29 protein-coding genes are annotated in these 24321 nt (G+C 68.5%); 11 read left to right on the forward strand and 18 right to left on the reverse strand.

What is annotated here, in order from left to right; all coding sequences use genetic code 11:
• The 4 genes from ACRDPN_RS12955 to ACRDPN_RS12970 all read left to right on the forward strand — a co-directional run.
• Positions 1 to 232, forward strand: a 232-nt coding sequence (locus tag ACRDPN_RS12955) for a TOBE domain-containing protein (RefSeq protein ID WP_431448632.1), incomplete at its 5' end; no start/stop codon positions are given.
• A gap of 36 nt (positions 233 to 268) precedes the next feature.
• Positions 269 to 1432, forward strand: a complete 1164-nt coding sequence (locus ACRDPN_RS12960; protein WP_431448635.1) for an extracellular solute-binding protein — start codon at positions 269 to 271, stop codon at positions 1430 to 1432.
• Positions 1433 to 1434: 2 nt separating this feature from the next.
• Positions 1435 to 2349, forward strand: coding sequence for an ABC transporter permease (locus tag ACRDPN_RS12965; protein ID WP_431448638.1), 915 nt, complete (start codon positions 1435 to 1437; stop codon positions 2347 to 2349).
• A gap of 7 nt (positions 2350 to 2356) precedes the next feature.
• Positions 2357 to 3157, forward strand: coding sequence for an ABC transporter permease (locus ACRDPN_RS12970; protein WP_431448641.1), 801 nt, complete (start codon positions 2357 to 2359; stop codon positions 3155 to 3157).
• A 2-nt stretch (positions 3158 to 3159) separates the two neighbouring features.
• On the opposite strand, the gene ACRDPN_RS12975 is transcribed toward ACRDPN_RS12970, so the two are convergent.
• The 3 genes from ACRDPN_RS12975 to ACRDPN_RS12985 all read right to left on the reverse strand — a co-directional run bounded on the left by ACRDPN_RS12975 (position 3160) and on the right by ACRDPN_RS12985 (position 5572).
• On the reverse strand, positions 3160 to 3699 hold the full coding sequence (locus tag ACRDPN_RS12975) for a hypothetical protein (RefSeq protein ID WP_431448644.1): 540 nt from the start codon (positions 3697 to 3699) through the stop codon (positions 3160 to 3162).
• An 83-nt stretch (positions 3700 to 3782) separates the two neighbouring features.
• Complete coding sequence (locus tag ACRDPN_RS12980; RefSeq protein WP_431448647.1) at positions 3783 to 4430, reverse strand: response regulator; 648 nt, start codon at positions 4428 to 4430, stop codon at positions 3783 to 3785.
• Positions 4427 to 5572: a sensor histidine kinase gene (locus ACRDPN_RS12985; RefSeq protein WP_431448650.1), complete on the reverse strand. Its 1146-nt coding sequence runs from the start codon at positions 5570 to 5572 to the stop codon at positions 4427 to 4429. The genes ACRDPN_RS12980 and ACRDPN_RS12985 overlap by 4 nt, the downstream gene beginning before the upstream one ends.
• Before the next feature lie 107 nt (positions 5573 to 5679).
• On the opposite strand from ACRDPN_RS12985, the gene ACRDPN_RS12990 reads away from it, so the two are divergent.
• From ACRDPN_RS12990 to ACRDPN_RS13000, 3 genes are read left to right on the forward strand one after another with little or no spacing between them, the layout of a single operon-like run.
• Positions 5680 to 6399 (forward strand): hypothetical protein, encoded by a 720-nt coding sequence (locus ACRDPN_RS12990; protein WP_431448653.1) that lies wholly within the window; start codon positions 5680 to 5682, stop codon positions 6397 to 6399.
• Between the two features lie 5 nt (positions 6400 to 6404).
• Complete coding sequence (locus ACRDPN_RS12995) at positions 6405 to 6800, forward strand: hypothetical protein (protein ID WP_431448656.1); 396 nt, start codon at positions 6405 to 6407, stop codon at positions 6798 to 6800.
• Positions 6766 to 8100 (forward strand): NAD(P)/FAD-dependent oxidoreductase, encoded by a 1335-nt coding sequence (locus tag ACRDPN_RS13000; protein WP_431448659.1) that lies wholly within the window; start codon positions 6766 to 6768, stop codon positions 8098 to 8100. The genes ACRDPN_RS12995 and ACRDPN_RS13000 overlap by 35 nt, the downstream gene beginning before the upstream one ends.
• Here ACRDPN_RS13000 and ACRDPN_RS13005 read toward each other — a convergent pair.
• A complete protein-coding gene (locus tag ACRDPN_RS13005) occupies positions 8097 to 8459 on the reverse strand; it encodes a DUF3817 domain-containing protein (RefSeq protein WP_431448662.1) in 363 nt (120 codons plus the stop codon). The two genes, ACRDPN_RS13000 and ACRDPN_RS13005, sit on opposite strands and share 4 nt — an antisense overlap.
• Before the next feature lie 56 nt (positions 8460 to 8515).
• On the opposite strand from ACRDPN_RS13005, the gene ACRDPN_RS13010 reads away from it, so the two are divergent.
• Positions 8516 to 9160 (forward strand): ACT domain-containing protein, encoded by a 645-nt coding sequence (locus ACRDPN_RS13010; protein ID WP_431448665.1) that lies wholly within the window; start codon positions 8516 to 8518, stop codon positions 9158 to 9160.
• Between the two features lie 93 nt (positions 9161 to 9253).
• Here the strand turns inward: ACRDPN_RS13010 and ACRDPN_RS13015 are convergent, their stop codons facing one another.
• Positions 9254 to 9772: an SRPBCC family protein gene (locus tag ACRDPN_RS13015; protein ID WP_431448668.1), complete on the reverse strand. Its 519-nt coding sequence runs from the start codon at positions 9770 to 9772 to the stop codon at positions 9254 to 9256.
• Complete coding sequence (locus tag ACRDPN_RS13020; protein WP_431448671.1) at positions 9769 to 10128, reverse strand: ArsR/SmtB family transcription factor; 360 nt, start codon at positions 10126 to 10128, stop codon at positions 9769 to 9771. Before ACRDPN_RS13020 ends, ACRDPN_RS13015 begins: the two co-directional genes overlap by 4 nt.
• Positions 10129 to 10180: 52 nt before the next feature.
• Between ACRDPN_RS13020 and ACRDPN_RS13025 the strand changes: the two genes are divergently transcribed.
• The 3 genes from ACRDPN_RS13025 (at position 10181) to ACRDPN_RS13035 (ending at position 12244) form a co-directional block, all read left to right on the forward strand.
• Positions 10181 to 11098, forward strand: a complete 918-nt coding sequence (locus tag ACRDPN_RS13025; RefSeq protein WP_431448674.1) for a 1,4-dihydroxy-2-naphthoyl-CoA synthase — start codon at positions 10181 to 10183, stop codon at positions 11096 to 11098.
• A gap of 93 nt (positions 11099 to 11191) precedes the next feature.
• Positions 11192 to 11947, forward strand: a complete 756-nt coding sequence (locus tag ACRDPN_RS13030) for a hypothetical protein (RefSeq protein WP_431448677.1) — start codon at positions 11192 to 11194, stop codon at positions 11945 to 11947.
• 36 nt (positions 11948 to 11983) lie between these two features.
• Positions 11984 to 12244, forward strand: coding sequence for a hypothetical protein (locus tag ACRDPN_RS13035; RefSeq protein WP_431448716.1), 261 nt, complete (start codon positions 11984 to 11986; stop codon positions 12242 to 12244).
• A 168-nt stretch (positions 12245 to 12412) separates the two neighbouring features.
• Here ACRDPN_RS13035 and ACRDPN_RS13040 read toward each other — a convergent pair whose 3' ends face one another.
• From ACRDPN_RS13040 to ACRDPN_RS13095, 12 genes are all read right to left on the reverse strand, one after another.
• Positions 12413 to 13693, reverse strand: a complete 1281-nt coding sequence (locus ACRDPN_RS13040; RefSeq protein ID WP_431448680.1) for a cation:proton antiporter — start codon at positions 13691 to 13693, stop codon at positions 12413 to 12415.
• 76 nt (positions 13694 to 13769) lie between these two features.
• A complete protein-coding gene (locus tag ACRDPN_RS13045) occupies positions 13770 to 14129 on the reverse strand; it encodes a hypothetical protein (protein ID WP_431448683.1) in 360 nt (119 codons plus the stop codon).
• A gap of 97 nt (positions 14130 to 14226) precedes the next feature.
• Positions 14227 to 14634, reverse strand: coding sequence for a sulfatase-like hydrolase/transferase (locus ACRDPN_RS13050; RefSeq protein ID WP_431448686.1), 408 nt, complete (start codon positions 14632 to 14634; stop codon positions 14227 to 14229).
• Positions 14635 to 14761: 127 nt separating this feature from the next.
• Positions 14762 to 16570: a glycoside hydrolase family 15 protein gene (locus ACRDPN_RS13055; RefSeq protein ID WP_431448689.1), complete on the reverse strand. Its 1809-nt coding sequence runs from the start codon at positions 16568 to 16570 to the stop codon at positions 14762 to 14764.
• Positions 16567 to 16962, reverse strand: a complete 396-nt coding sequence (locus ACRDPN_RS13060) for a PPC domain-containing DNA-binding protein (RefSeq protein ID WP_431448692.1) — start codon at positions 16960 to 16962, stop codon at positions 16567 to 16569. The genes ACRDPN_RS13055 and ACRDPN_RS13060 overlap by 4 nt, the downstream gene beginning before the upstream one ends.
• A gap of 9 nt (positions 16963 to 16971) precedes the next feature.
• Positions 16972 to 17448, reverse strand: a complete 477-nt coding sequence (locus ACRDPN_RS13065; RefSeq protein WP_431448695.1) for a hypothetical protein — start codon at positions 17446 to 17448, stop codon at positions 16972 to 16974.
• On the reverse strand, positions 17448 to 18515 hold the full coding sequence (locus tag ACRDPN_RS13070) for a ferritin-like domain-containing protein (RefSeq protein ID WP_431448698.1): 1068 nt from the start codon (positions 18513 to 18515) through the stop codon (positions 17448 to 17450). The genes ACRDPN_RS13065 and ACRDPN_RS13070 overlap by 1 nt, the downstream gene beginning before the upstream one ends.
• Positions 18516 to 18519: 4 nt before the next feature.
• Positions 18520 to 20376, reverse strand: a complete 1857-nt coding sequence (locus tag ACRDPN_RS13075; protein WP_431448701.1) for a GMC family oxidoreductase — start codon at positions 20374 to 20376, stop codon at positions 18520 to 18522.
• Between the two features lie 259 nt (positions 20377 to 20635).
• Complete coding sequence (locus ACRDPN_RS13080) at positions 20636 to 21901, reverse strand: FG-GAP repeat domain-containing protein (RefSeq protein ID WP_431448704.1); 1266 nt, start codon at positions 21899 to 21901, stop codon at positions 20636 to 20638.
• A 39-nt stretch (positions 21902 to 21940) separates the two neighbouring features.
• A complete protein-coding gene (locus ACRDPN_RS13085) occupies positions 21941 to 22483 on the reverse strand; it encodes a YbhB/YbcL family Raf kinase inhibitor-like protein (protein ID WP_431448707.1) in 543 nt (180 codons plus the stop codon).
• A 36-nt stretch (positions 22484 to 22519) separates the two neighbouring features.
• On the reverse strand, positions 22520 to 23425 hold the full coding sequence (iolE, locus tag ACRDPN_RS13090; protein ID WP_431448710.1) for a myo-inosose-2 dehydratase: 906 nt from the start codon (positions 23423 to 23425) through the stop codon (positions 22520 to 22522).
• A gap of 74 nt (positions 23426 to 23499) precedes the next feature.
• A partial coding sequence (locus tag ACRDPN_RS13095; protein ID WP_431448713.1) for a sugar phosphate isomerase/epimerase family protein occupies positions 23500 to 24321 on the reverse strand: 822 nt, incomplete at its 5' end.

Below are 24321 nucleotides of genomic sequence, written 5' to 3' on the forward strand. Positions count from 1 at the left end.
GCACATCAGGATGCAGCCGCCGACCGACGGTGAGGCCGGCGGGCCAGGCGTCGTCATCGACGTCCAGTACCTCGGTCCCACCACGCGCTACCGGGTCACGCTCGACGACGGCACCACGCTGGTCGTCGAGGTACCCAACACGGACGCCTCATCCAGCGCTGCTGTGGGCGACGCCGTGCATCTCTCGTGGCAGCGCCAAGACCGGCAGCGGGTCGGATCCGCCACCGGATGAAGGCCAACGACCAGGAAGCATCCACAAGGAGGATTCATGCGTAAGCGATACCGCGTGGCTGGCGCTGCGATGGTGCTGGCGCTGGTGGCGGGCGGCTGTGGAGACGACGACGGGGGCGGCGGCGACGCCCAATCCGAGATCGGTGAGGGGGAGGGGGCGATCTCCATCTTGGCGTGGCCGTACTACGCCGAGGACGGGACGCAGGACCCGAACTTCGACTGGGTGTCGGCCTACGAAGAGGCCACCGGCTGCAATGCGACCGTGACCTACTTCGGGACCTCCGACGAAGCCTTCACGCTGTTCGGCTCGGGCGACTACGACGTCGTGTCGGCGTCGGGTGACTCGTCGATGCGCAGCGTCGCTGCCGGCGACGTCGAGCCGCTCAACACCGATCTGCTCGAGCACTACGACGACCTCGCACCGTTCCTGAAGGAGAAGGACTGGAACAGTCTCGACGGCGACGTGTACGGCGTGCCGCATGGATGGGGTGCCAACGTGCTGCAGTTCAACACCGAGGAGGTGTCGCCGGCGCCCGACAGCTGGGGCGCGGTGTTCGACCCCGACTCGCCGTACAGCGGCCAGATCGCGGCCTACGACTCCCCCATCTACATCGCCGACGCGGCGGTGTACCTGATGGCGACGCAGCCCGACCTCGGCATCGAGAACCCGTACGCGCTCGACGAGAAGCAGTTCGCCGCGGCCGTCGACCTCCTCAAGCAGCAGCGGGAGAGTATCGGCGAGTATTGGGCCGACTACCTCAAGGAGATCTCGGCGTTCGAGACCGGCGACCTGGTGGTCGGCACGACGTGGCAGGTCATCGCCAACTCGATCGACACCAAGAAGGCCAACGTCAAGGCGATCCTCCCCGAGGAGGGGGCGACCGGCTGGAGCGACACCTGGATGATCTCGTCGCAGGCCAAGAGCCCCAACTGTGCGTACGCCTGGCTGAACTACATCGACTCGCCCAAGGCCAACGCCGCGGCGACCGAGTACTTCGGTGAGGCACCGAACAGCGCGGAGGCGTGCGACTTCGCCAAGGACGAGTCCTTCTGCGACACGTTCAAGGCCGGCGACGAGGAATTCGCCAGCAAGCTCTGGTACTGGCGCACTCCCGTCGCGAAGTGCCTCGACGGCCGGACCGACGTGAGGTGCATGGACTACTCCGAGTGGACCAAGGCCTGGACCGAGATCAAGGGCTGAGGATGTCGCACGGCGACGCCGCGCGGGCGGCCGTCTCCCCCCCCGGGGTGACGGCCGCCCGCCGGCTGTCGTCGTCACTGAGTGCGAGGCCGCGGCTGCGGCTCTCGCTCCTGATCACCGCGCCGCTGACGTGGCTGGTGCTCGTCTACGTCGTGGCGCTCGCGGCACTGCTGGTCACCGCGTTCTGGTCTGTCGACAGCTTCACCGGCGAGCTGAACCGGTCGTTCACCTGGGCGAACCTCCGTGAGATCACGACCGAGCCGCTCTATCGCACGGTCACCATCCGCACAATCGGCGTGGCCCTCGCCGTCACGGTCATCGACGTCGCAGTCGCGCTGCCGATCGCGTTCTACATGGCCAAGCTCGCGTCGCGCCGGATGCAGCGCGTCCTCGTCATCGCGGTGCTGACTCCGCTCTGGGCCAGCTACCTGGTCAAGGCGTTCGCGTGGCGTTCAGTGCTCTCCGACGGGGGGATCTTCGAGTGGACCGCCAGTCGCATCGGCCTGGACTCGCCGGGCTACGGCCTGGTCGCGGTGGTGATCACGCAGGCCTACATCTGGCTGCCGTTCGTCATCCTGCCGATCTTCGCTGGGCTCGAACGAGTGCCGGACTCACTGCTCGACGCGTCCGGTGACCTCGGTGCGTCGACATGGCAGACGATGCGGACGATCGTGTTCCCCATGCTGATGCCGGCCATCATTGCCGGCTCCATCTTCAGCTTCTCGCTGACGCTCGGCGACTACATCACGGTGAACATCGTCGGCGGCGCCAACCAGATGCTCGGCAACCTCGTCTACACGAACGTCGGAGCGGCCAACAACCTGCCGCTGGCGGCGGCGGTGGCGCTGATCCCGGTGCTCATCATGATCGGTTACCTCTGGGCGGCGCGTCGCATGGGCGCCTTGGAGAACCTCTAGGGCGCCCATGACACTCAGCCCGAACGTCCGCCGCCTCCTGGCCGTGCTCTCCGGCCTGGTACTGGTCGTGATGTACGCACCGCTGCTGCTCGTCGTGATCAACTCCTTCAACGAGAGCCAGTCCTTCACGTGGCCACCGAGTGGGCTGACACTCGACTGGTGGGTGCGGGCCTTCCACAGCGACGGCGCGCGGAGCGCGGTCGTCACCAGCGTCCAGGCTGCGGCAGCGGCCACGGTCATCGCGCTCGTGCTCGGCACGCTGATGGCGCTGGCCCTGCAGCGATACCGGTTCTTCGGGAAGAACTCGGTCAACCTGCTGGTGATCCTGCCGATTGCCCTGCCGGGCATCGTCACCGGCATCGCCCTCAACAACGCGTTCCGCGGCATCCTCGGGCTGCAGCTGTCGATCCTGACGGTGATCATCGCTCACGCGACGTTCTGCATCGTCACGGTGTTCAACAACGTCCAGGCCCGGCTGCGACGCGTCGGGGGCAATCTCGAGGAGGCGTCAGCGGACCTCGGCGCAGGGATGTGGACGACGTTCCGGCTCGTCACGTTCCCGCAGCTGCGCTCGCCCCTGCTGGCCGGAGGTCTGCTCGCGTTCGCCCTGAGCTTCGACGAGATCATCGTCACGACGTTCACGGCCGGCGCGGGAGTCAAGACGCTGCCGATCTGGATCCTGGAGAACCTGTTCCGGCCCAACCAGGCACCGATCGTCAACGTCGTGGCGGTGGTGCTGATCCTCGTCTCGATCGTGCCGATCTGGTTCGCGCAGAAGCTCTCGGGTGACACCGAGGCGCTGCGCTGACCTCACTTCTTCTTGGGTGGCGCGGCCTTCTTGGCGACGGGCTTCTTCTCGACCACGTCGGCGGCGGTGGGTGGCGGCGCCGTTTTCTGGGCCGTTTTCTGGGCCGCAGCGGGGGCCGGCGTCGGCTTGGTGGGCGCGGCGAACGGCGGAGGCGGCGGAGGCGGCGGGATGGTGCCCTGACGCTTCATGGCGGCGATGGCCGCGGCACCGGCACCGGTGACCAGCCCGACGACGGCCAGCTTGCGCAGCCGCTTCTTCTTCTTGGGCTTGACGTCGTCCGGCAGGCGCTCGGCGACGCCGTTCGGCAGCTTCTTGTACGTCTCGTCGCTCATCTCGGGCACGCGATCGAGCACCTCGTCGCGGATCTCGGGCCAGCGGGCGCGCAGCTCGGCGATGCCGGCGTCGAGGCGGGTCGTCAGGTCGTCGCGCACCTCCGGCGCCCGGTCGGACACCTGTTTGCGCAGGTCCTCGGCCTGGGTGAGGAAGTCGTCGAGGCGGCCCTCGAGCTGGTCGCGGACGGTCTTCTTCTTCCGGAATCCCATGATGGCTCCCTTTCGGCGGCGTCTTCTCACGACCATAGCCAACACCCGGGTCCGAGGTATACCGGGTAGATGACAGGCCCGGTTCACCGAGGTGACACGAAGCCCGACTCGTACGACACGATCACCGCCTGTACCCGGTCCCTGACTCCGAGCTTGGCCAGGATGCTGCGGACGTGGGACTTCACCGTCTCGACGCCGAGGAACAGGTGCCCGGCGATCTCGGCGTTCGACATCCCCGCAGCGACCAGCCGGAGCACCTCCTGCTCGCGTTCGGTGAGCCGGGCCGTCGGGTCCGCCGATACCTTGCGAGGCTGGGCTCGTCCGGCGACCAGCGCCCGGGTCGCCGCAGGGAACAGCAGCGAGTCGCTGCGATGGACCGTGCGGACCGCATGCACGACATGATCGGGGGCCTCCCGCTTCAGCAGGAAACCTTGCGCTCCGGCGACGAGCGCGTCGTAGACATAGTCGTCGTTCTCGAACGTGGTGACCACGACGACGCGGGGAGGCGCGTCCATCTCGGTGAAGAGACGAGTCGCCGCGATGCCGTCGACGTGCGGCATCCGGACATCCATGAGGACCACGTCCGGTGGCGTTCGCCTGGCCTGCGTCAGTGCCTCGGCCCCGTCACCTGCCTCGGCGACCACGGTGAGATCGTCCTCCGCCTCGAGGATCGCTCTCAGGCCTCCTCGAACCAGCGGCTCGTCGTCGACGAGGAGGACCCGGATCGTCACTGGCGGCCCGCCGTCAGTGGCAGCGTGGCCGAGAGCATCCATGCGTCCGGTGCCACCGAGGCTGACGAGAACGACCCGCCGAGCGCCTGCACGCGTTCGGTCATGCCGCGCAGGCCTCGCCCGGTGCCGGCCGGCCGGCCGGACCACTGGTCCTTTGACCTGTTCACGAGCGTGACCGTGAGCGCGGCGGCCGAACGAGTCACCACGAGTCGCGCGGTCCCGTCCGTGGAGTACTTCAGGGCGTTCGTGAGCGCCTCCTGCACGATCCGGTAGGCCTCCCGGCTCACGAGGGAGGACACCGTCGTGATGTCGCCGTGGACGTCGTGATCCACCGCGAGCCCGGCCGCACACGTGGCGCGCACGAGCTGCTCCAGCGAGTCCAGGTCGGGCGCCGGTGGGGCCTCGGCCGGGGTCACGTCCTCACGGAGCAGGCCGAGGACGTGGTCGAGGTCGGCCGCGGCGTCGCGTGCGGCGGTCTCGATCGCCTTGAGGGCGGCCTCGGCGAACTCGGGGTTGTGGGCGATGACCTTGCGCGCGGCCCCGGCCTGGACGGAGACGAGCGACAGGGCGTGGCCCACGCTGTCGTGGATCTCCCCGGCGATCCGGTTGCGCGCCACCGCACGCTCGACGTCGTTCTCGAGCACGGCCACGCGCTCGGCGGCCGCCGGCCCGAGCATGGATGGGGCCGCGCGGGCCAGCAGCTCGCCGAGCCCCACGGCGAGGGCGACCAATCCGACCAGCAGGGGCACGATGACCCACACGGAGGCGAAGGCGATCGTGGCCATGACCCCGGCGACGAGGACCGCGCCACTCGCCAGGTGCACGGCGAACCAATCGAGCGTCCTGCGCCGTTGTGGCCAGGACCCGGCCGGCCCCGGTGCTCCGCCGGGCAGGTCGATCATCAGCAGCGTCTGGACTGCAACGCCCTCGATGGTGCGCATTGCGGGGACCAGGCCGAGGGCGACGATCGGCGCGACGACGAAAACGGCGCCGAAGAAGGACACCGCCCAGATCGGCAGTGGCGTGCCCTGGACCATCGCCGCGATCAGTGTGGCGTCGAGCAGCCCGAGGGCCAACGCGAGCGCAGCGCCGATCAGTACGAAGACGATACGCAGGTAGAACCTGGTGGGAGGGCCGGGCACCCGCCCATCCTCTCAGGCTGTCCGTCACTCCGAATCCCTCGCATGGGGGGCGGGTTCACTCTCCAGCGTGATGACCGGACGCGGTCGCGGCCGTGAGGCTGGTCAGCATGACATCGACGACAGCATCACCTCCCGTCCCATCTCCGTCCACGACGTCCCGATCCTGGGTCGAGGTCGCGACCACCGCGTGGAGCATGCTCGCCGCCGTGGTCGGTGCCTGGTGGCTCACCGCCCCGGACGCCTACCCTGATCAGCTTGACGGGCCGGCGGCAGACGGATCCCTCGTCGCCCTGCTCGAGCCGACGCTCGTCTCGTCACTGCTCCTGATGCTCGGTGTGGCCGGCGCGTTGGCGGCCGCCACGTCACGATGGCTGGTCCCGATCGGAGCGACTCATGCGGTGATCTTCGCCTTGTTGGCTCCGGATCTCGGGCTTCTCGTCGCGATGGGCTACTCCGTGGCGATCCTCGGGCCGCCGCTGCTGTTCGCCTACCTGGTGGCCGCGTCGGTGCGTCGCCAGATGCTGAGACGGGTTGTCGGCGGCCTCGTCGCCGGTGCGGTCGCGCTCGCTGTGGTGTTCGACGCGGACCTGGCGGCGTTCGCCGAGTTCGGCCGCGATCTCGGCGACGGCCTCGGCCGGTCCGGGATCCACATGCTCGTCGTCATCATGTCCTTCATCGGCGGTGCGCTCTGGCTGCTGCTCGCGCTGCGGGCCGCAGGGATGCGCCGGGCGTCGGTGTCGGACGCTGTCTCGTACGTCACGCCCCGCCACGATTGGGCTGGTGGGTCACAGTGGTCGCGGCGCTCTGCCCGCTGCCATACGCCCTGATGCGGATGACCTGGTTGACCCCGTGGCCGACGATCATGGACGCCGCGGAGCTCGAGGCCAACCCCGCGATGCGGATCTTCGGACTCTCCCTGGGATTCGCCGCGATCGGCGGATCGGTGCTGACGGTCGGACTGCTCAGGGACTGGGGATCGATCTACCCGCGCTGGATTCCGTTCGTGGGGGGCCGACCCGTGTCCCCGACCTGGCCCACGGTGCTCGCGATCGTCGTTGGCACCGCGCTGACGGTCGCCGGACGGTCGATGGCGCAGATGTCATTCGGCGAGACCGCCGTGGTGGCCTCCAGGGTGGAGGCGTTCCTGGTGCTGCCGTTCCCGATCTGGGGCCCGCTGCTCATCGCCGCGGCGATTGCCTACTACCGGCGCCGCACCGCCACGTCGTGAGTGGCACGCGGAACGATGGTTGAGTGTGCTCATGGCCGAACAGCGAGCTCCCGAGCATGTCGTCGTCGTGGGCGCCGGCATGGTCGGGCTCGCGACCGCGTGGTTCCTGCAGGACGAGGGCGTCCACGTCACGGTGGTCGATCGTGAGGGCGTGGCGGCCGGCTCGTCGTGGGGCAACGCGGGCTGGCTCGCCCCGGCGCTGACCTTGCCGCTGCCCGAACCGGGCATCCTGACCATGGGCATGAAGGCTGCGCTCAGCCCGTCGTCGCCGGTCTACGTTCCGATGACGACCAACCGCCAGCTGCTCAAGTTCCTGACCTCGTTCGCCCGCCACTGCACCCCGGAACGGTGGCGAGCCGCAATGATGGTCTTCATCGAGGCCAATGCCCTCTCCCTCGACGCCTTCGATGCTCTCGCCGGCGGTGGGCTGCGCGAGTCGACCACCGAGGCCGATCCGTTCGTCGCCGCGTTCCTCTCCGAGGACGAACGGCAGGGTCTGGTCGAGGAGTTCGACCACGTCGCGCACGTCGGTGGCCGCACCGTGCACGAGCTCGTCGACGGCGATGCCCTGCGGGCGTTGGAACCGGCGCTGTCGGATGCGGTCAGTCACGGCGTTCTCCTACGCGGCCAGAGATTCATCAACCCGGGCCGGTACGTCCACTCGCTCGCCGACGCGGTGCGCGAGCGGGGCGGCGAGGTGCTCGACCGGGTCGAGGTGGACGCGGTCCGGACCGCTGGCGGACGTGTCGAGGTCCGTCCTGTGTCCGGCGACCCGATCGACGCGGACGCTGCCGTCATCGCCTCGGGCACGTGGCTCGGCCGGCTGGCCAGGGCGCACGGAGTGCAGACGATCGTGCAGGCCGGGCGCGGCTACAGCTTCTTCGTGCAGCTGGAGCAGAAGCCGGCCAATCCGGTGTACTTCCCGGCCCAGCGCGTCGCCTGCACGCCGATCGAACGGGATGACGGCGTCTCGGGTCTCCGGGTCGCCGGAATGATGGAGTTCCGCCGCCCGAAGGCGCCGCCGGACCCGCGACGCATCCGCGCGATCGTCGATGCCGCCCGTCCGCTGCTGCACGGCGTCGACTGGGAGTCGCGGACGGACGAGTGGGTCGGCTCGCGCCCGTGCACGGCCGACGGCCTGCCGCTTGTGGGGCGGTCCCGGACGCCGGGCGTATACATCGCCGGCGGACACGGCATGTGGGGGATCGCGCTGGGCCCGCTCACCGGTCAGCTGCTCGCTGGCCAGATCGTCCGCGGCGAGACGACCGGACTGCTCGAGCGCCTCGACCCGTTGCGCTAGGCCGCGCCGGTTGAGCTTGTCGAAACCAGCAGACCGCGTCGGTCGGCGACACGCTCGAACACGGCGGTGAGGAAAGGGGGGATGCTCGCCGCCAGCGCCACGAGGGTCGTACGCGGGCTCCATCCGAACGTGTGACGCGCGACGAAGCACATCACGACGTAGCCGACGAACATCGCGCCGTGGATCGGTCCCATGATCGGCACGCCGCCCTCGAGCCCGGTGTGCGGGTCGTCCTGCACGATCCACTTGAGGACCATGGCCACGAGCAGCCCTGCCCACGACACGGCCTCGGCGAGGGCGACCGTGCGGAAAAGTGTCCGGATACCGGACGGGGCAGGTGCGGTGTCGATCGAGGTCACGGGCGCCACGGTACCGACGACACGCAATCGCAACGTCAGCGTGGTGAGATGTCGCCATGGCCTTCCTGCTGCGCGTCGAGCTCCCGGACGTGCCGGGCTCCCTCGGCGCTCTCGCCACGGCACTCGGTGCCGCCGGCGCCGACATCGAGGCGATCGAGATAGTTGAACACCGGGCTGACGGACGGGCAGTCGACGACGTCCTGCTCGAGCTGCCGACCCGCGTCATGCCCGACCGCCTCATCACCGCCTGCCACGAGCTCGACGGCGTGGAGGTGCACTGGATCTCGCGCTACAACGCCGGAGCCAACCTGAGCAGGGATCTCGAGGCCGTCGAGACGTTCACGTCCGATCCGGCGCGTGCGATCGAGCACCTCGTCAACGTCGTCCCGCCCACGTTCCGCACCGACTGGGCGATGGCGCTCCGGCGCGTCGACGGCGAGGCCCAGGTGTTGTTCAAGAGCCCAACCGCGCCGGAACTGGTGCCGGCGGCGTCATCGTGGCTCGGCATCCGGTCGTCACGCGAGCTCGACTCAGTCGGCGCGTGGGACTCCACCCTGCTGGCCGGGACCCAGGCGAAGGACCGCGACGGACGCATCTTCGTGGTCGTGGTCGGGCGCCACGGAGGTCCGGAGTTCCTGGCGTCGGAGCTCGCGCGGCTCGGTCACATGGCCTCGCTCGCCGGCGGCGTACAGCGGCACTGACCTCAGGTCCGGCTTTCTGACTCCGACTTTTGAGACTTCTGCAGGTTCTACGCGCGGGGATCCTGCACAACCCTTCGAATCTCGGCGTGACACTCAGCTCGTGGTGATCTGATCCGCCATCGCCTGGTAGTGCTCGCGTTGGGAGGGGTAGTAGTCGCGATCGAAGTCGATCGTGGCGACGTCGCCGCCCGTCTCGGCAGCGACGAGACGGTCGAGGTAGTAGTCCCAGCCGGGTCCGGTGTTCTCGATCATTGCCGGGTCGTCGATGACCTGACCGAACGTCAGCGTCGTCACGCCAGCCTCCTCGGTGAGGGTGAGATCGAGTGTCCAGGAGCCGAAGTCGTCCCCGGTGTTCACGAGCAGATGACGCGGCGGGTCGCAGTCGCGGATGTTGCAGCGACTGGAGGATGCGACGTCGCCCTCGGCGTTCATCTCGAACGTGACGAACCCGTCGGCCGGTTCGCCCGTCCAGGTGCCGATCCAGCGGGCGAGGCGGTCGGACTCGGTGACGGCCGCCCAGACGTCGTCGATCGGAGCGTTGAAGGTCCGGGTGAAGACGACCAGGTTGTCGTCGCCGCGGCGCTCGAGCCGTCCAGTGGGTGTGGCGGTCATGCTGTGTCCTTTCGGGTGGCGGGCGTCCGTGTCGTCCGGCGCTCGCGGGTGGTGCGACGCACCTCGGTCTCGAGGGCGTCGAGCGCCGACTCCAGCACGGGGGGTCCGGGGGTGAGTTGTTCGAGCAGTCGGTTGACCTGCACCAGCGGTGCAGGTTCGAAGCGGTAGTGGCGTTCGCGTCCGACGTCGGTGACGCCGACGAGCCCGGCCTCGGCGAGCCGGCGGAGGTGACGACTGATCGCCGGCCGCGACACCGGATGCTCGGCGGCAAGGTCGACGACGCGGGCCGGGCCGTGGCTCAGGCGGCGCAGGAGGTCGCGCCGGAGCGGGTCGGCGAGGGCCGCGAAGACGTCCATCGCAGAAACGTAACAGATCAGTTACCAATAAGCCAGGCGATAGCCTGCGCGGGTGAGCGCGCACGAGAACATCTCTGAGATCTTCGACCCGTCGGCCTGGCAAGAGGTGGCTGGCTTCGATCACCTGACCGACCTGACGTACCACCGCGCCGTCGAGCACGGCACGGTCCGCATCGCCTTCGACCGACCGGACGTTCGCAACGCCTTCCGCCCCCATACGGTCGACGAGCTGCTCTCGGTGCTCGAGCACGCGCGCACGTCGTCGGACGTCGGCTGCGTGCTGATCACCGGCAACGGCCCGAGCCCGAAGGACGGCGGGTGGGCGTTCTGCTCGGGCGGCGACCAGCGCATCCGCGGCAAGGCTGGTTACCAGTACGCCGAGGGGGAGACGTCCGACACCGTCGATCCGGCCAAGATGGCGCGGCTGCACATCTTGGAGTGCCAGCGGCTGATCCGGATCATGCCCAAGATCGTCATCGCGGTGGTGCCGGGGTGGGCGGCCGGCGGCGGTCACAGCCTGCACGTCGTGTGCGACCTCACCATCGCGTCCGCCGAGCACGCTCGCTTCAAGCAGACCGACGCCGACGTCGGCAGCTTCGACGGCGGCTTCGGCTCGGCCTACCTGGCACGTCAGGTGGGTCAGAAGTTCGCCCGCGAGATCTTCTTCCTGGGCGACGAGTACTCCGCCCACGACGCGCACCGCATGGGCATGGTCAACGCGGTCGTCGAGCACGCCGACCTCGAGAAGGTGGCCCTGGAGTGGGGCGCGAAGGTCAACGCCAAGAGCCCCACTGCGCAGCGGATGCTCAAGTACTCGTTCAACCTGATCGACGACGGGCTCGTCGGCCAGCAGGTGCTCCTCGGCGAGACCACGCGCCTCGCCTACATGACCGACGAGGCACAGGAGGGTCGCGACGCCTTCCTCGAGAAGCGCGCCCCCGACTGGTCCGACTACCCCTGGTACTACTGATCTGATGCGTTTGCGCAGGTCAGAGGCCTAATGGGTGTTCAGATGTGGCAGAGATGTGGCAAGAACTGTGAGTGAGCACGGCAGGATGGCGACGTGAGGCACGAGCGGCGTTACCTGCACCCGCGGCTGAGCCACGTCTTGTCGGGGCTCGCGGGCTCGCCGCTCCAGCAGGCACTGGGCGATCGCGTCGCGGAGGTCGGCGCATCGGCGGGACCTTCACCGACTGGGGAGGCACTACGGGAGACGTTGGCCGCGCACCTGTGGCTCTTGGAACGAGCGGGTTCTCCGGACGGACTGCCGCTCACAGCCGCAGGGTGGATGAAGCCTGCGATGCTCACGGAATTCATGTCGGTGCTGCCGACCGCAGCGGACTGGATTCACTCCGCGACCCGCGAGATCGACGTTGACGTCGTCTCGGACTTCCGAGTGACGTTGCAGAACTACCGACTGCTGCGCAAATTCAAGAACTCTCTGCGGCTCACAGAGGCGGGCAAGGCGGCTGTCGCTCACCCGGCTGATCTGTGGATGTTCCTCGTGGAGCGGTTGGTCCCGAGCGACGACGACTTCACGGGATCGGTGGGGGCGGCGATCCTCGTCCACATGGTCACGTCGGGAGACAAGATCGACATGCAGGCGGTCGCTCGCACGATGGCGGAGGCGGGCTGGAAGGACCGTGAGGGCGTCGCCGCCACCGCCGACGAACTCTGGCCGATCTACAACAGCCTGTGGACGCTGCTGGGCAACGTCGGCCCGCGGGAAGCTGAGCCGCGTCACAACCGCCGGGCTTCCGATCCAGCTCGCGCCATGGTTCGCGATGCGCTGTTCCTGGAGGCCGTTCCCGATCTTTAGAGCCCGTCCCGCCCTCGGCAATCTAGGGTTCTGGACATGACCGGTTCGGAATCGCGTGTAGCGATCTACATCGACTTCGACAATGTGGTCATCTCGCGCGCCAGTCAGGTGAAGGACACGGGGGCGTCGGCGACGGTCGCCATCGACGACAACAGGGCGTTGATCATCGTCTGCAACAAGCTGCGCATCAGATCAGGGCTGGCCTCGGCCAAGGCATCGCCAAGCAGGCCAGCAGGGTCAACAATGCGTGGTGCGGTCATCGTGATGACTCCATTCGAGGATTCGGTAGAAGGTTGACTCGAAGGATCACGCGGTGGCCGCGTCCATGTCCATCACCATGACAACTCAGCGACCGCGCTACACCACTATCAGGGACTCAACTCCATCAACACCCGCTGAGCGTGCCGCCGTACCCCTGGTACTACTGATTGCGCGCGTTTGCGTAGGTCAGTCAGTGCAGGCGCGTCATCGCGGTTCTTCGGTGTGGTGACCGGAGCGTCGCGACCGGGGACCGTGCGCGGCCTTGTCAGCCTCCTCCTCCTCGAAGCGGACGTAGCGAGTCCCGAGTGGCCCAGCCGAGATTCCGTGGAGCACCACACTCAGCAGCACTGTGAGCGAGACGGCGGCGATGGCCGGAACCACCACCGGTGTCTCGCCGAGCTCTTCGACTGCCAACAGCGCGAACACGACCGATGCGAGTCCGCGCGGCCCGAACCATCCGATGAACAGGACGGTCCCACGGTCCAGTCCTGCGCCGAGCAGTGAGAGCGCAACCGGGAGTAGCCGGACGATCGTGAGGCTCAGCAAGGCATAGAACAGAACCGCCAGGCCGAAGTTGTCGAAGGCGACTGGGACCAGCACCGCCCCGAAGAGGAACCAGACGACGAAGGCCAGTACCTCGCCCAGCAGCTCCGGCAGCTCTCCGACCTCCTCCACGCTGACCGAGTCGTCCTTCCAGCCTGCGCCGAAAGCCATGCCTGCCACGAAAGCCGCGATGAAACCGTTGCCGTCGAGGGCGACCGCGAGGGCGAAGCTACTGAGCGCGGCACCCAACGCTCCCAGTCGCCGACCGCCCGCGACGATCCAGTTTCGCCGCGAACCGTGCGTGAGCAGGAAGGCGCTCCCGAGGCCCAGGGCGATGCCGACAGCGATACCGATCGCGACCTCGAGCAGCGCGCCCCCGCCATGGGGGTCGTGGTGCCCGGCCATGCCGAGCTCCGTCGCCACGACGGCAAGCGTGAACGCGACGACGGGTGTGACGATCCCGTCGTTGAGGCCGCTCTCCACGTTGAGCACGCGGCGGATGCGCATGGGGATGCGCTCGTCGTTGATCACCTGAGCACTCAGAGCCGCATCGGTCGGCGCCAGCGTGGCACCCACGAAGCCGGCGAGCGCCCATGTGACGTCGTCGAGGAGCCACGCAGCCAGCAGGGAGCCCAGCACCACCGAGAGCGGCAGTCCGATGCCGAGCAGGCGGACCGGGAACCGGACGTCCCGCTTGATCTCAGCGATGCTCACGCGGGAGGCATCGGCGAAAAGTAGCAGCGCCAGCGTGAGCTCCGCGATCAGGTGGATCGAAGGCGCCTCGAAGTCCACCGGCAAAGGACCCCAGTCGGGGTTCGCCAACACGTATCCCGCAGCCGTGAAGAGGAGTGGACCGTTGATGTTCACGCGGGACAGCGGACCCGAGGTGACGGCCCACCCGAGGACAAGGAGCGCAATGACCGCGAACGTTCCTTCTGTCATCGTCCCACCTCCATTCGACCGATCCGATCCGTCGGTGCCGCGGACCTGTGATCGTGACCAGCCTGCGGCCGCATTGCTACTGCCTGGACATGGCGATGCGCAGTCGCTCTTCGGGGTCGATGTAGTGGTCATTGTCGTCGGTGCCGAGGTCCAGCTGCACCCAATTGATCGTGCCGGTGAACCGGCTGGTCTTGGCCGTGTAGTCCGGAGTCACCGTGGTTCCGGACTCGTAGCCGATGTCGGTCTTCCCGTCGGCAGAGAAGACCATTGCCTGGGTGGCGCCGACTCGGCCCTTGCCGACCGGCTCGCCGTCGTAGTAGAGGGTGACGTCGCCACCCTTGGCCAAGCCGCCGCCGTCGTAGGCGAACTCCATCCGCACCTGGTGGTTGCCCGTCGGTATGGGGTTCTCGGAAACCCACCGTCGCCCGACGGCCACGCGTCGAAGGGACCCATCGGTGAGGACTGCCACACAGGCACTTCGTGGCACTTGCCGAACTGCGCGGTCGAGTAGCCGTTCAGCTTCAGGCTCATGGCTAGGGGGCCTTCGTGTTCGGCCGCACCGAGCTGTAGCCAGGAGCGGACGTCGCCACCTCGGTGACGGCGCCCATGCCCACCGAGTGGTGGTTGCGCCCGGTGAGCAGCGCCTGCCGCGTCGGCGCGCACAGCGCGGTCGTGTGGAACCGGTTGTAGCGCAACCCCCCAGCCGCCAACCGCTCCGCCGTCGGCGTCTGGCACGGACCACCGAACGCGATCGAGGCACCGAAGCCGACATCGTCCAGCAGAACGACCAGCACGTTCGGCGCACCCTCGGGTGGCAGCAATGGTTCGATCGCCGGGAACGTCGTGTCCGGGTCCTTCGCGTCGTAGGTGGTCAGGCCCGGCGGAACACGGTCCGGAATCGGCAACGTCCCGCGAGCATGGAGATCAGGACCCTTGGTCATCACAGTTCTCCATCCGTGACCGGTTCTCCGGTCACGGACCATGCTGGACACCCCCGTCCCAAAGGGCCTCACCCCAATGGGGTGATGTCGAGTCTGGGCTCCTCCCTGTGATGGCGGACTGATTCCCTCAGTGTTGCTCTCGATCGAGTGCCTCGTTCAGGAACAACGCGCTGTTGACGAGAGCGAGGTGAGTGAAGGCCTGCGGATAGTTGCCGAGGAAGCGTCCCGCCGGATCGAGCTCCTCGGCGTACAGGCCGAGGTGGTTGGCGTAGCCGTGCAGCTTCTCGAAGAACAGCCTCGCCTTGTCCACCTGACCCGACCGGGCCAGGCACTCCACGAACCAGAACGAACAGATGCCGAAGGTTCCCTCGGCTCCCTCCAGCCCGTCGGAAGCGGCCGCGTCCGGGTGGTAGCGGTAGACGAGCGCATCGTCGACGAGCTCCTCCTCGATCGCCGCGAGGGTGGACAGCCAGCGGGGGTCACGCGGCGCGATGAAGCCGACCAGCGGCATCATCAGGGCGGACGCGTCCAGCGTTTCGGCGGCCTTGTACTGGACGAAGGCGTTCTTCTTCTCGCTCCAGAAGCCGCTGTAGATCTCGTTGTGGATGTCGTCGCGGACCTCGATCCAGCGGGTCAGCGGCGCAGGGAGCGAGCGTCGCTGCGCGATGCGGATGGCCCGGTCCAGCGCCACCCAGTCGGTGAGACGGGAGTACAGGAACTCCCGCTGGCCGCCGCGTACCTCCCAGATGCCCTCGTCGGTGTCCCGCCAGTGCTCGCAGACCCACTCGGTCGACGCCCGCAGGTCCTTCCACAGCGCCTGGGAGATGGGCTCGACCAGCTCGTCGTAGAGGTCCACGGCGTAGAGGAGCTCTCCGTAGATGTCGAGCTGGGTCTGGTCGTAGGCCCCGTTGCCGATGCGCACCGGCGCGGAGCCCCGATAGCCGCTCAGGTGGTCGAGGATCTCCTCGGTCAGGTCGTGGCGACCGTTGATCCCGTACATGATCTGCAGCTCACCCGGCGCCGTGGCCTCGTCGTAGCGGTCCTCGACCCACCCGATGAACCTGCGAGCCTCCTCGGTGAAGCCGAGCTTCATCAGGCTGGCGGCAGTGAACGACGCGTCGCGGATCCAGGTGAATCGGTAGTCCCAGTTCCGTTCACCGCCGATCTCCTCCGGCATGCCGAACGTTCCGGCCGCTGCTATCGAGCCGAACTTGCTGGAGGTGAGCAGCTTCAGTGCCAGCGCGGAGCGGTTGATCATCTCCTGCCACCGGCCGCGGTAGGACATCTGGGAGTTCCACCGGCGCCAGTGGTCCACGCTGTGCTGGAAGGCGCGTTGTGCGAAGTCGGCGGCCTGGGCGGGGCTCTGCCCGTCACTGTCGACCGTCTCGAGGATGAAGTCGACGGTCTCGCCCGATTCCAACGTGAAGTCGGCGACGGCGTCGCCGTCCACGATGTCGACCGGGGTCGTGGTGAGCAGGCGCAAGGGGACCGCCCCGTCACCGTCCGGGAAGAACCAGATCTCGTCGCCCCGTGCCTCGGCGCGGTGGCCGGTGCGTGCGTAGTCGAAGCGCGGTGAGCACTCGAGGTGGAGGTCGACCGGTCCCCGGACCGCCGTCACCCGCCGGATGAGGATGTGGGTGTGTCGCATCTCCTCGACCGGCATGAAGTCGGTGATCTCGGCGACCCCGTCGACGCTGAGGAACCGGGTCAGGAGCACGTTGGTGTCCGGCAGGTACATCTGCTTGCGACGTGACCCCTCCGCGGTGGGCGCGATCTTGAACCGCCCGCCCTTCTCGGCGTCGAGCAGCGCGCCGAAGACGGTGGGGGAGTCGAAGTGTGGGAAGCACATGTAGTCGATGGAGCCGTCGACTCCGGCCAGCGCCACCGTGTGCAGATCGCCGATGAAGCCGTAGTTCTCGAGCGGTTGGTAGTTCACGTTCTTCCTCCCAGCTCGACGAGGGTCACGTTGAGGATCGGGTTGACCATGGCCTCCAACAGGTGACCACCGGCGGTGGTTCCGTCCTGGCGTCCGACGACGACATGGCCGTGGACGCTCAGCTCGTCGTCGGTGGTCAGGATGTGGCCCATCAGGCTGAGGACCTCGACGTGCTCCTCGTGGAACGCGATCTCCTCGAGGCTGCTGGTCTCGAGGTTGAAGAAGGCGAGGCGGGTCCGCTCGAAGCCGCCGATGGCGGTGAACGATGCGGTGTCGATCTCTTGGCTCCGCACATAGTCGGTGAGCCCCTGGATGCACTCCTCACCCGGGTCGAAGAAGACCAAGTGGGTGCGCTGCGGGCCGGTACGGCCCTCGAGAATGCGACTCTGCATGAGGCTGCCTCACTCCTCGAGCAAGGGCGGGTCGGCCCAGGTGCCGTAGCCCGGCCCCTTGGCTCCGGGCGGGTTGCCGCCGATCGTGGGCCACAGCAGCCCCTCGGTGTACGACGCGGGGGAGACCACGTGGGTGGCGTCCGGCTCGCGCGTGGCGTGGGCGTCGCGCCACTCCGGTGGGAGCTGGTACCACGTGCCGACGAACCACATCTTGATCACGTTGCGGGCTACCGGCCCGAACCGGTCGTCACTGAGGATGCGGGCACGCAGGTGGCGGTCGAGGGCTTCCTCGTCGCCCGCCGCCTCGTCGTGGACCGCGGCCGAGGTGGTCAGCAAAGCGTCGAGCACGTTGTCGCCGACGGCACCGCGGACCGTCGCGAGGTAGGGCTCGGCCTGGCCGGTGCCGAGCAGCCGGAACCGCGAGTAGCCGGTCAGGGTCGCGGAGAGGGTGAGGAACGCCGCCAGGTCGTCGCTTTCATCGGCCATCAGGACACCTCCACGGGTGCGAGCCCCCGGAAGACCGGCGCCGCGTTCACGCCGGCATCGCCGGGCATCGGGTTGCGGATGATCTGGGAGGCGAGCTCCTTGATCCGGAACATGTCACCGACCGCTTCGAGCAGCAGGTCGGGGCGGCCGGTGAAGGCCACGGTCAGCCGCGTGAGGAACTCCCCGTACGCCGCGCTGTAGGCCAGCACGGCATCGCGCAGATCGCCCGGCTCGGTGTAGTCGTCGAGCTGTGCGTCCGCCATGACCGGGTAGACCGCGTCCCAGTCCACCTCCAACGGCGGGCCGGTCGGGGCGCCGCCGCGGTCGCCGGGCTGGTAGTAGCGCCCGAGAAGCAGCTGCTGGAACCGGTAGTAGTGCGACAGCTCACCCTCCTCGTCGTAGATCGCACCGCCGAGGCCCTCGCCCTGCTCGCTGATCAGCCGCAGCGCGGCGGCCGCCGACGCGCCGTCGGTGACCTCAACGATCGCGCCGCCGCCCGAGTAGTAGTAGGCCGGGCCGACCTGGTGCGCCGGGTCGCCGCAGAACAGGTCGTCCCCCATCTCGTCGTGCAGGCGGCGGATGCCCTCGCCGATCTCGGCGTAGAACTCCCCGATGCTGAAGAAGTGCAGACCGTCCTCGTGGGCGTCGACCCCCGGCAGCAGGGCGCGGGACGAGCGTTCGCGCGCCACGAAGCGGGTCTCGCCCTCCGCCACCGCCGGGCGCTCGATCTGGAGGAAGGTCTCGATCGTGTCGCGTGAGAACGCGCGGGTGCCGACCTCGAAGTCGGTCTCGCCGTCCGGCAGGTGAGCGGGGTACGTCGGCACGAACCCCTCCGCGGTCAGGTCGGGTGTGCCGCCCACGGCGTTGAGCAGGTTCGCTGCAAGCGTCAGGTGGAGCATCTCCTCGACGGCGACGACCCGGATCACCCGGTAGGCATCCGCGTTCGTCGTCGGGTGCATGGAGTACAGGGCGGTGAGGTAGGGCGGGATCGTCGCGTGCTCCAGCTGCATCGCGATGTGCAGGTAGGAGTGGAGATCCTCGACGGTGGCGATGCGGCGCAGGGTCATCTCGTCATCCCCCGATCGTGACGGTCGGACGGGCGGTCAGCTCGGTGGCGATGTGATCGGCGCTCATGAAGGACATGGCGGCCAGCGTGAGCGTCGTGTTGGACGTGCCGATGCTCGGCATGCTCCCGGGCCCCACGAGGTAGAGGTTCGGGTGGTCCCAGGAGCGCTGGTGGACGTCGACGACCGAGTCGTGGCCGGCCTCGCCCATGATGTGCGTGCCGGCCCAGTGGTTGCCGCCCCGGAGGATGTAGCCCGCGCCCTGGTGGCCGACGTAGCCGGGGTCGAGCGGGTCGTAGCTGGTCTTGTCCTCGGCGCCGAGCCGCTGGAAGATCCGCCGGGAGATGCGCCGTGCCGCTGCAACGCCGTCCATGGTGTACTCCGGCAGGGAGTACGACAGCACCGGGCGCAGGTTGCCCAGGGAGTCGATGTAGCGGCCGTCCACCGTGATCCGGTTGCTCGGCTCGGGCATCAGCTCGACCATGAACGACAGCATCAGCTGGCGCGAGATCCGGTCCACCACGCCGCGCCTGAGCGTGGCGCCGTACGCGTTGGCGTTGTCGACCAGCTCGATCAGGTCGGTGTACGGCGAGCCCGTGGGCCATGCCCAGCCGTCGTTGTGGATGCTCACGCGGATCGCGGCGTGGCGTCGGCGGAACTCCCCGGCGCGGAGGTCCTCGATGCCCGAGGTGCACTGCGGCCCCCGCATGACCCCGGCGATCTCGGGCATCAGCGCCCACGTGAGCAGGTAGGCGTGGTCCATCAGATTCCGCCCGACCAGGCCGTTGCTGCCGGGAAGTCCCGAGGCCAGCATCAGCCGGGCGTTCTCGACCGGGTTGGCGGCGAGCACATACATCCGGGCCCGCAGCGACCCGGTGACGTGCTCGGGCGAGGTCGCCGAGCCGTAGGTCTGGTAGTCGATGTGGCTGATCTGGCCGTCCTCACCGACGTGGATCCGGGAGGCGATCGTCTGGGTCAGGATGTCCACCCTGCCGGTCTGCAGGCCCGCGGCCAGCGTCTTGCGGGCGTTGTACTTGGCTTGGACCGGGCACAGCGGCACGCAGTTGATGTTGCCCTGGCACCGACCGCCCTCCTCGACCTGGTGCGTGCTCACGGCACCGACCGGGACGAAGCCCTTCCCGCCGCCGTACGCCGGGTTGGGGATGCCGTTCCGGGCCTGCGCGGTAGGCCGGACCGACAGCGTGCACAGGGTGTCCTCGAGCTGGATCTCGGTGCCGTCGAGATCCCGCGCGACCAGCTGGTCCAGATAGGACTTCGGCATGCCGTGCATGGGGAACTGATAGTCCGGCGGGAAGGTGATGCCGTAGAACGTCTGGTCCGCCACGTCAGCGGACACCCCGAGCTCGAACTCAGCCTGGCGGTAATACGGCTCGAGATCGTCGTAACCGATCGGCCAGTCCCGGCCCTGGCCGAAGCGGCTGCGCATCTGGAAGTCCTCGGGGAGCATGCGCATCGCCTTTCCCTCCCAGTGCATCGTCGTGCCGCCGAGCACGCGCGTGTAGGTGCTGTCCAGCTCGTACGGGCCGTTCTGGATCAGGTAGCCCGTGGAGTCGGGGTGGCCCGGTTGGAGGCGTCGTACGTCGGACGAGCGCGGCATCGGCGCGTTCGGGTTGACGTCATACGGCGCGTTGTTCTCCTTGGCGGCCGCAACATAGAACCGGGTCAGATAGGTCTCGTAGTCGGCCACTGAGAGCTCATCGCCCGGCCCGGACTCGATGACGAGCACCCGCAGGCCCCGCTCCGCGAGCGATCTGGCGACGATGGCTCCGCTGACTCCGGATCCGACGACGAGGGCGTCGTAGTCGATGCTCGCGGCTGCCGCATGGTCGATCTGAGCTGGCATCGTGAGCCTCCCGGGGCGGGCCTGCGTGAGTGCTGGTAGGACGATGTCGAAACCCGTGCTGGCGGGCCGCGACCCCCTGCCATGAACATGCTTGCACCTCGACCGGCTCCGCGTCTGGAAACCGCGATGAATCCGCACCGACACCAGGTGAGCACCTGGTACGCGGCCGGCGCGCTACAGCCCGGTCAGCTCGGCGATGTGCTGCCGGGCGGTGCGGAACGCTTCCAGCGGATGCGCCTTGGCCGGCGCCCACCTGTCGCTATCCACCGAGCGGCAGCGCCGGAATCGGCGGCGCGCCGGGCACCGGCACGCCGTAGCGGTTGTAGAAGACTGCGAGCTGGGGGTCGTCGCACAGGAAGTACCCGGGCACGTAGTAGCCGAGCGTGGCGAAGTCGAGCCGACCATCCCCGTCGAAGTCGGCCACTGCGATGCGGGCGGCCGATGCCTCGGAGAGCCGGGTCTTCTCGAACGTGCCGCTGTGCACGTCGCTGAACTTGTAGAGGAAGACGCCCTGGTGGGGCATTGGGCCGCGCAGGGCGACAAGAAGCTCGTCTTCGCCGTCCCCGTCAAAGTCAGCGCACACGACATGGTGGGCCGGACCCTCGCCGGCCTCATTAGGCTCGCCGAAGACCTCGAGCACACGGCGCTCCCACGTGCCACCGACGACGCCGTCGTGCGCGCCGTTTCGGGTGTAGAGCGCAAGGGTGTTGCCGTGAAAGGGCTCGACGGCCGCCATGTAGGCGTACTGGTCCTCGCCCAGGCGGCCAATCGCGACGTTGCCACTGCCCTTGTAGCCGGTGTCGGCCTCTTGCGTGGTCTCGCCGGTGTGGAGCACGTGGCGCTGCCAGGCGCCGGCCACGTCCACACCGAACCAGACCAGGCCCTCCTCGCATGCCAGCAGCACGGCGTCGAGCCCGGGGGGAGAGGGTGCGCCGAAGTTGCCCAGCTGCGCGGCATGGATCACGCGGAAGCTCGTCTCGTCCACCGGCTGGCCTGTCCAGGAGTCGGCGCTGAGCACGTCGTCCGGGCGGTCGTGAAGCATGATCTTGATCGGCGCGTGAAGCGCGTCCATGCCGGACTTCGGTCCGACGACCGGTAGCGAGAGGAGCTGCATCTCATCGGGGTCGGTGAAGTGCCCGAGCCGGAGCCGGTGGGTGGAACCGAGCTGGCCGATGAAGCGGGCCGTCCACTCGCCCCCGGCCTCGCCGGGGTTCTGCAGCCAGGAGATCTTCCCGTCCGCGGGCGTCGCCTCGAACATCGTCCGGGCGTAATCGTGGCAAATCACCAGGTCGCGCTCACCCGACCCCGAGATGTCACCCTGGTCGAGCGACACGGGCCGCGAGAACTCGTGGATGGCGTGCTTGTCCCAGTCCGGGTTGCGATACCACGACACCAGCCCGGCGCTCAGCCCGGAGGTCAGGATGTCCGGGCGGCCGTCGCCGTCGACGTCCACCGCCTGGATCCAGTAGCCGTCCGTCAGGTCGGCCTCGATGGTCTGCATCTCGAACGCGGGTTCAGTGGCCATGTCCTGTCCTCTCCGGGCTGTGGCGGGTGCTGCGGGGCCTCAGGACGAATGCGTCTCCGCGGTCGCGATCAGGGTCGCCCGACCCAGGATGTGGCTCGCCATGGTGAAGCCGAGGTAGGCCGGGGTGCTGTCTCGCGGCACTTCGATGTCGTCGACGTCGAGAGCGTGCACGGTGATGAAGTAGCGGAAAACGCCGTGACCTGCCGGCGGCGCAGCACCCAGGTAATGGGCCATGCGTGCGTCGTTTGGGAGCTGGAAGGCCCCCGCGGGCAGGTCGATGCCGTCCTCGTTCCCCGCTCCTTCGACCAGGGTCGATGTGTCAGCGGGAATGTTGGCGACGGCCCAATGCCAGAACCCGGACCCGGTGGGTGCTTCGGGGTTGTAGACGGTGACCGCGTAACTCCTGGTGTTCGTCGGCGCACCGGACCAGGCCAAAGCGGGAGAGGAGTCGGCGCCTCCAGGCATGCCGAAGATGCCCGAGAGCTGGGCGGCTGCAAAAGGTTCGCCGTCCTTGACCGAGGCGCTGGTGACGCCGAAGGTCGGGACCTCTGGTAGGCGCGCGTACGGGTTGTTGAGTGACATGGTCCTGCTTTCTGCCCATGGTCTGCGTCGATCGAACTACAGCCCGGTCAGCTCGGCGATGTGCTGCCGGGCGGTGCGGAACGCTTCCAGCGGATGCGCCTTGGCCGGGTCCTGCTCGGCCTCCACGACCAGCCAGCCCGCCCAGCCGTCGTCGGCGAGCTTTCGCAGCAGGGGCGCGAAGTCGACGGATCCCTCCGGGTCGCCGGGAACGGTGAAGATGCCCGCGCGCAGCGCGTCCCAGAAGCTCAGCGAGTCCCGGTGCATCTGCTCGAGAACCGGCTGGCGGAGGTTCTTGAGGTGGACGTGGCCGATCCGGCCCTCGTGCGCGGTGAGGACCGCCATCGGGTCGCCGCCGCCGACGATCAGGTGGGCCGTGTCCAGCAGCAGCCAGACCTCGCCGGCCGCGGTGTCGGCCATCAGCCGGTCGATGTCCTCAGACGACTGCACACCGGTGCCGGTGTGGTGGTGGTAGTTGATCCGGAGCCCGTGGTCAGCCGCCAGCCGGCCCATTTCCCCGAGCCCGCGCACCATTGCATCCCACTGCTCATCGTCGAACACCGGCCGGTTGGCCAGCGCCGGCACCGGTTGCTGGTGGACCGCCCCGGTGACCTCCGCGACGTACACGTCCTGCAGCCCGATCTCGGTGAAGAACGGGATCTGGTCGCGGAAGGTCTGCAGGGTCTGCTCGTAGGCGCCGCCCTTCGAGGCGAACCAGGTCGAGACCCAGCCGCCGGAGGCGGAGAGACCGCGAATGTCAAGCGCGGCCTTGAGGGTCCCGGCGTCCGTGGGATAGGTGCTTCCCAGCTCGGTGCCCGCGTAGCCCGCGAGCGCCATCTCACTGACGATCTGCTCGAAGGACGTGCCGGAGCCGAGCTCCGGGAGGTCGTCGTTGACCCAGGCGTTGGGTACCGCGGCGACGCGAACGGTATCGGCGGCGAACATGGGGTCCCTCCCGGGTCTGTCGGTAATGAGTCTCGGGGAGGCCGGGCGCGGGCGCAAGGGCCCGCACCGGGGGATCAGCGGTCGGTCCCGGCGCCCGCGAAGGTGCCGCGCATGAAGCCGATCGCGTCCGCCGCGAACTGGTCCTTCGAACCGAAGGTGTCCCGCCAGACGTGGGCCTTGGTCGACAGCCCGGGTACGTCGGCCGCGAAGGCCTCGGCCGCGACCCAGCCGTCGTACCCGATCTCGCCGAGCGCACGGGCGGTGTCGGACCAGGCGACCTGGCCGGCGCCGAGACCGCCGCGGTTGTTCTCACTGGCCTGCACGTGCTTGATGGACGCGCCGTGGGTGGTGATCGCGGCAACCACGTCGTCCTCCTCCGCGTGCGCGTGGTGGGTGTCGTACAGGACACCGAACGCGGGGTGGTCGACCCGCGCGCTGAGCGCCGCGGACTGCTCCAGGGTGTTCAGCAGGTAGCCCTCGTGCCGGTTGAGGAACTCGACCGCGAGGACGACCCCGGCTCCCGTGGCGTGCTCGGCTGCAGCCCGCAGCACTTCCGCCGACCAGACGAGCTCCTGCTCGGTGGGACCGGCGCCGGAGAAGACCGCGTAGGCGGTCTGGAACGGCCCACTGAGCACGGTGCTCCCGAGCACGTGTGCGGCGTCGATCCCGAACCGGATCTCGTCGAGGCCGCGCTGACGGACCCCGGGGTCCGGGCTGACGGGATTCGCCTCGGCCGCCAGGTTGAGGATGGTCGTGCACACCAGGCCGGCATCGTCGAGCTCGCGACGGATCTCGCCGTAGTCGGCCGACAGGCCCGACCCGACCGGGATCTCGGCTCCGTCGTACCCCAGATCGCCGAGGGTGGAGAAGATGGGGTAGTGCTCGGGAGCAACGTC

Origin of the sequence: Aeromicrobium sp. (genome assembly GCF_050700635.1) — a bacterium.
Taxonomy (GTDB): domain Bacteria; phylum Actinomycetota; class Actinomycetes; order Propionibacteriales; family Nocardioidaceae; genus Aeromicrobium.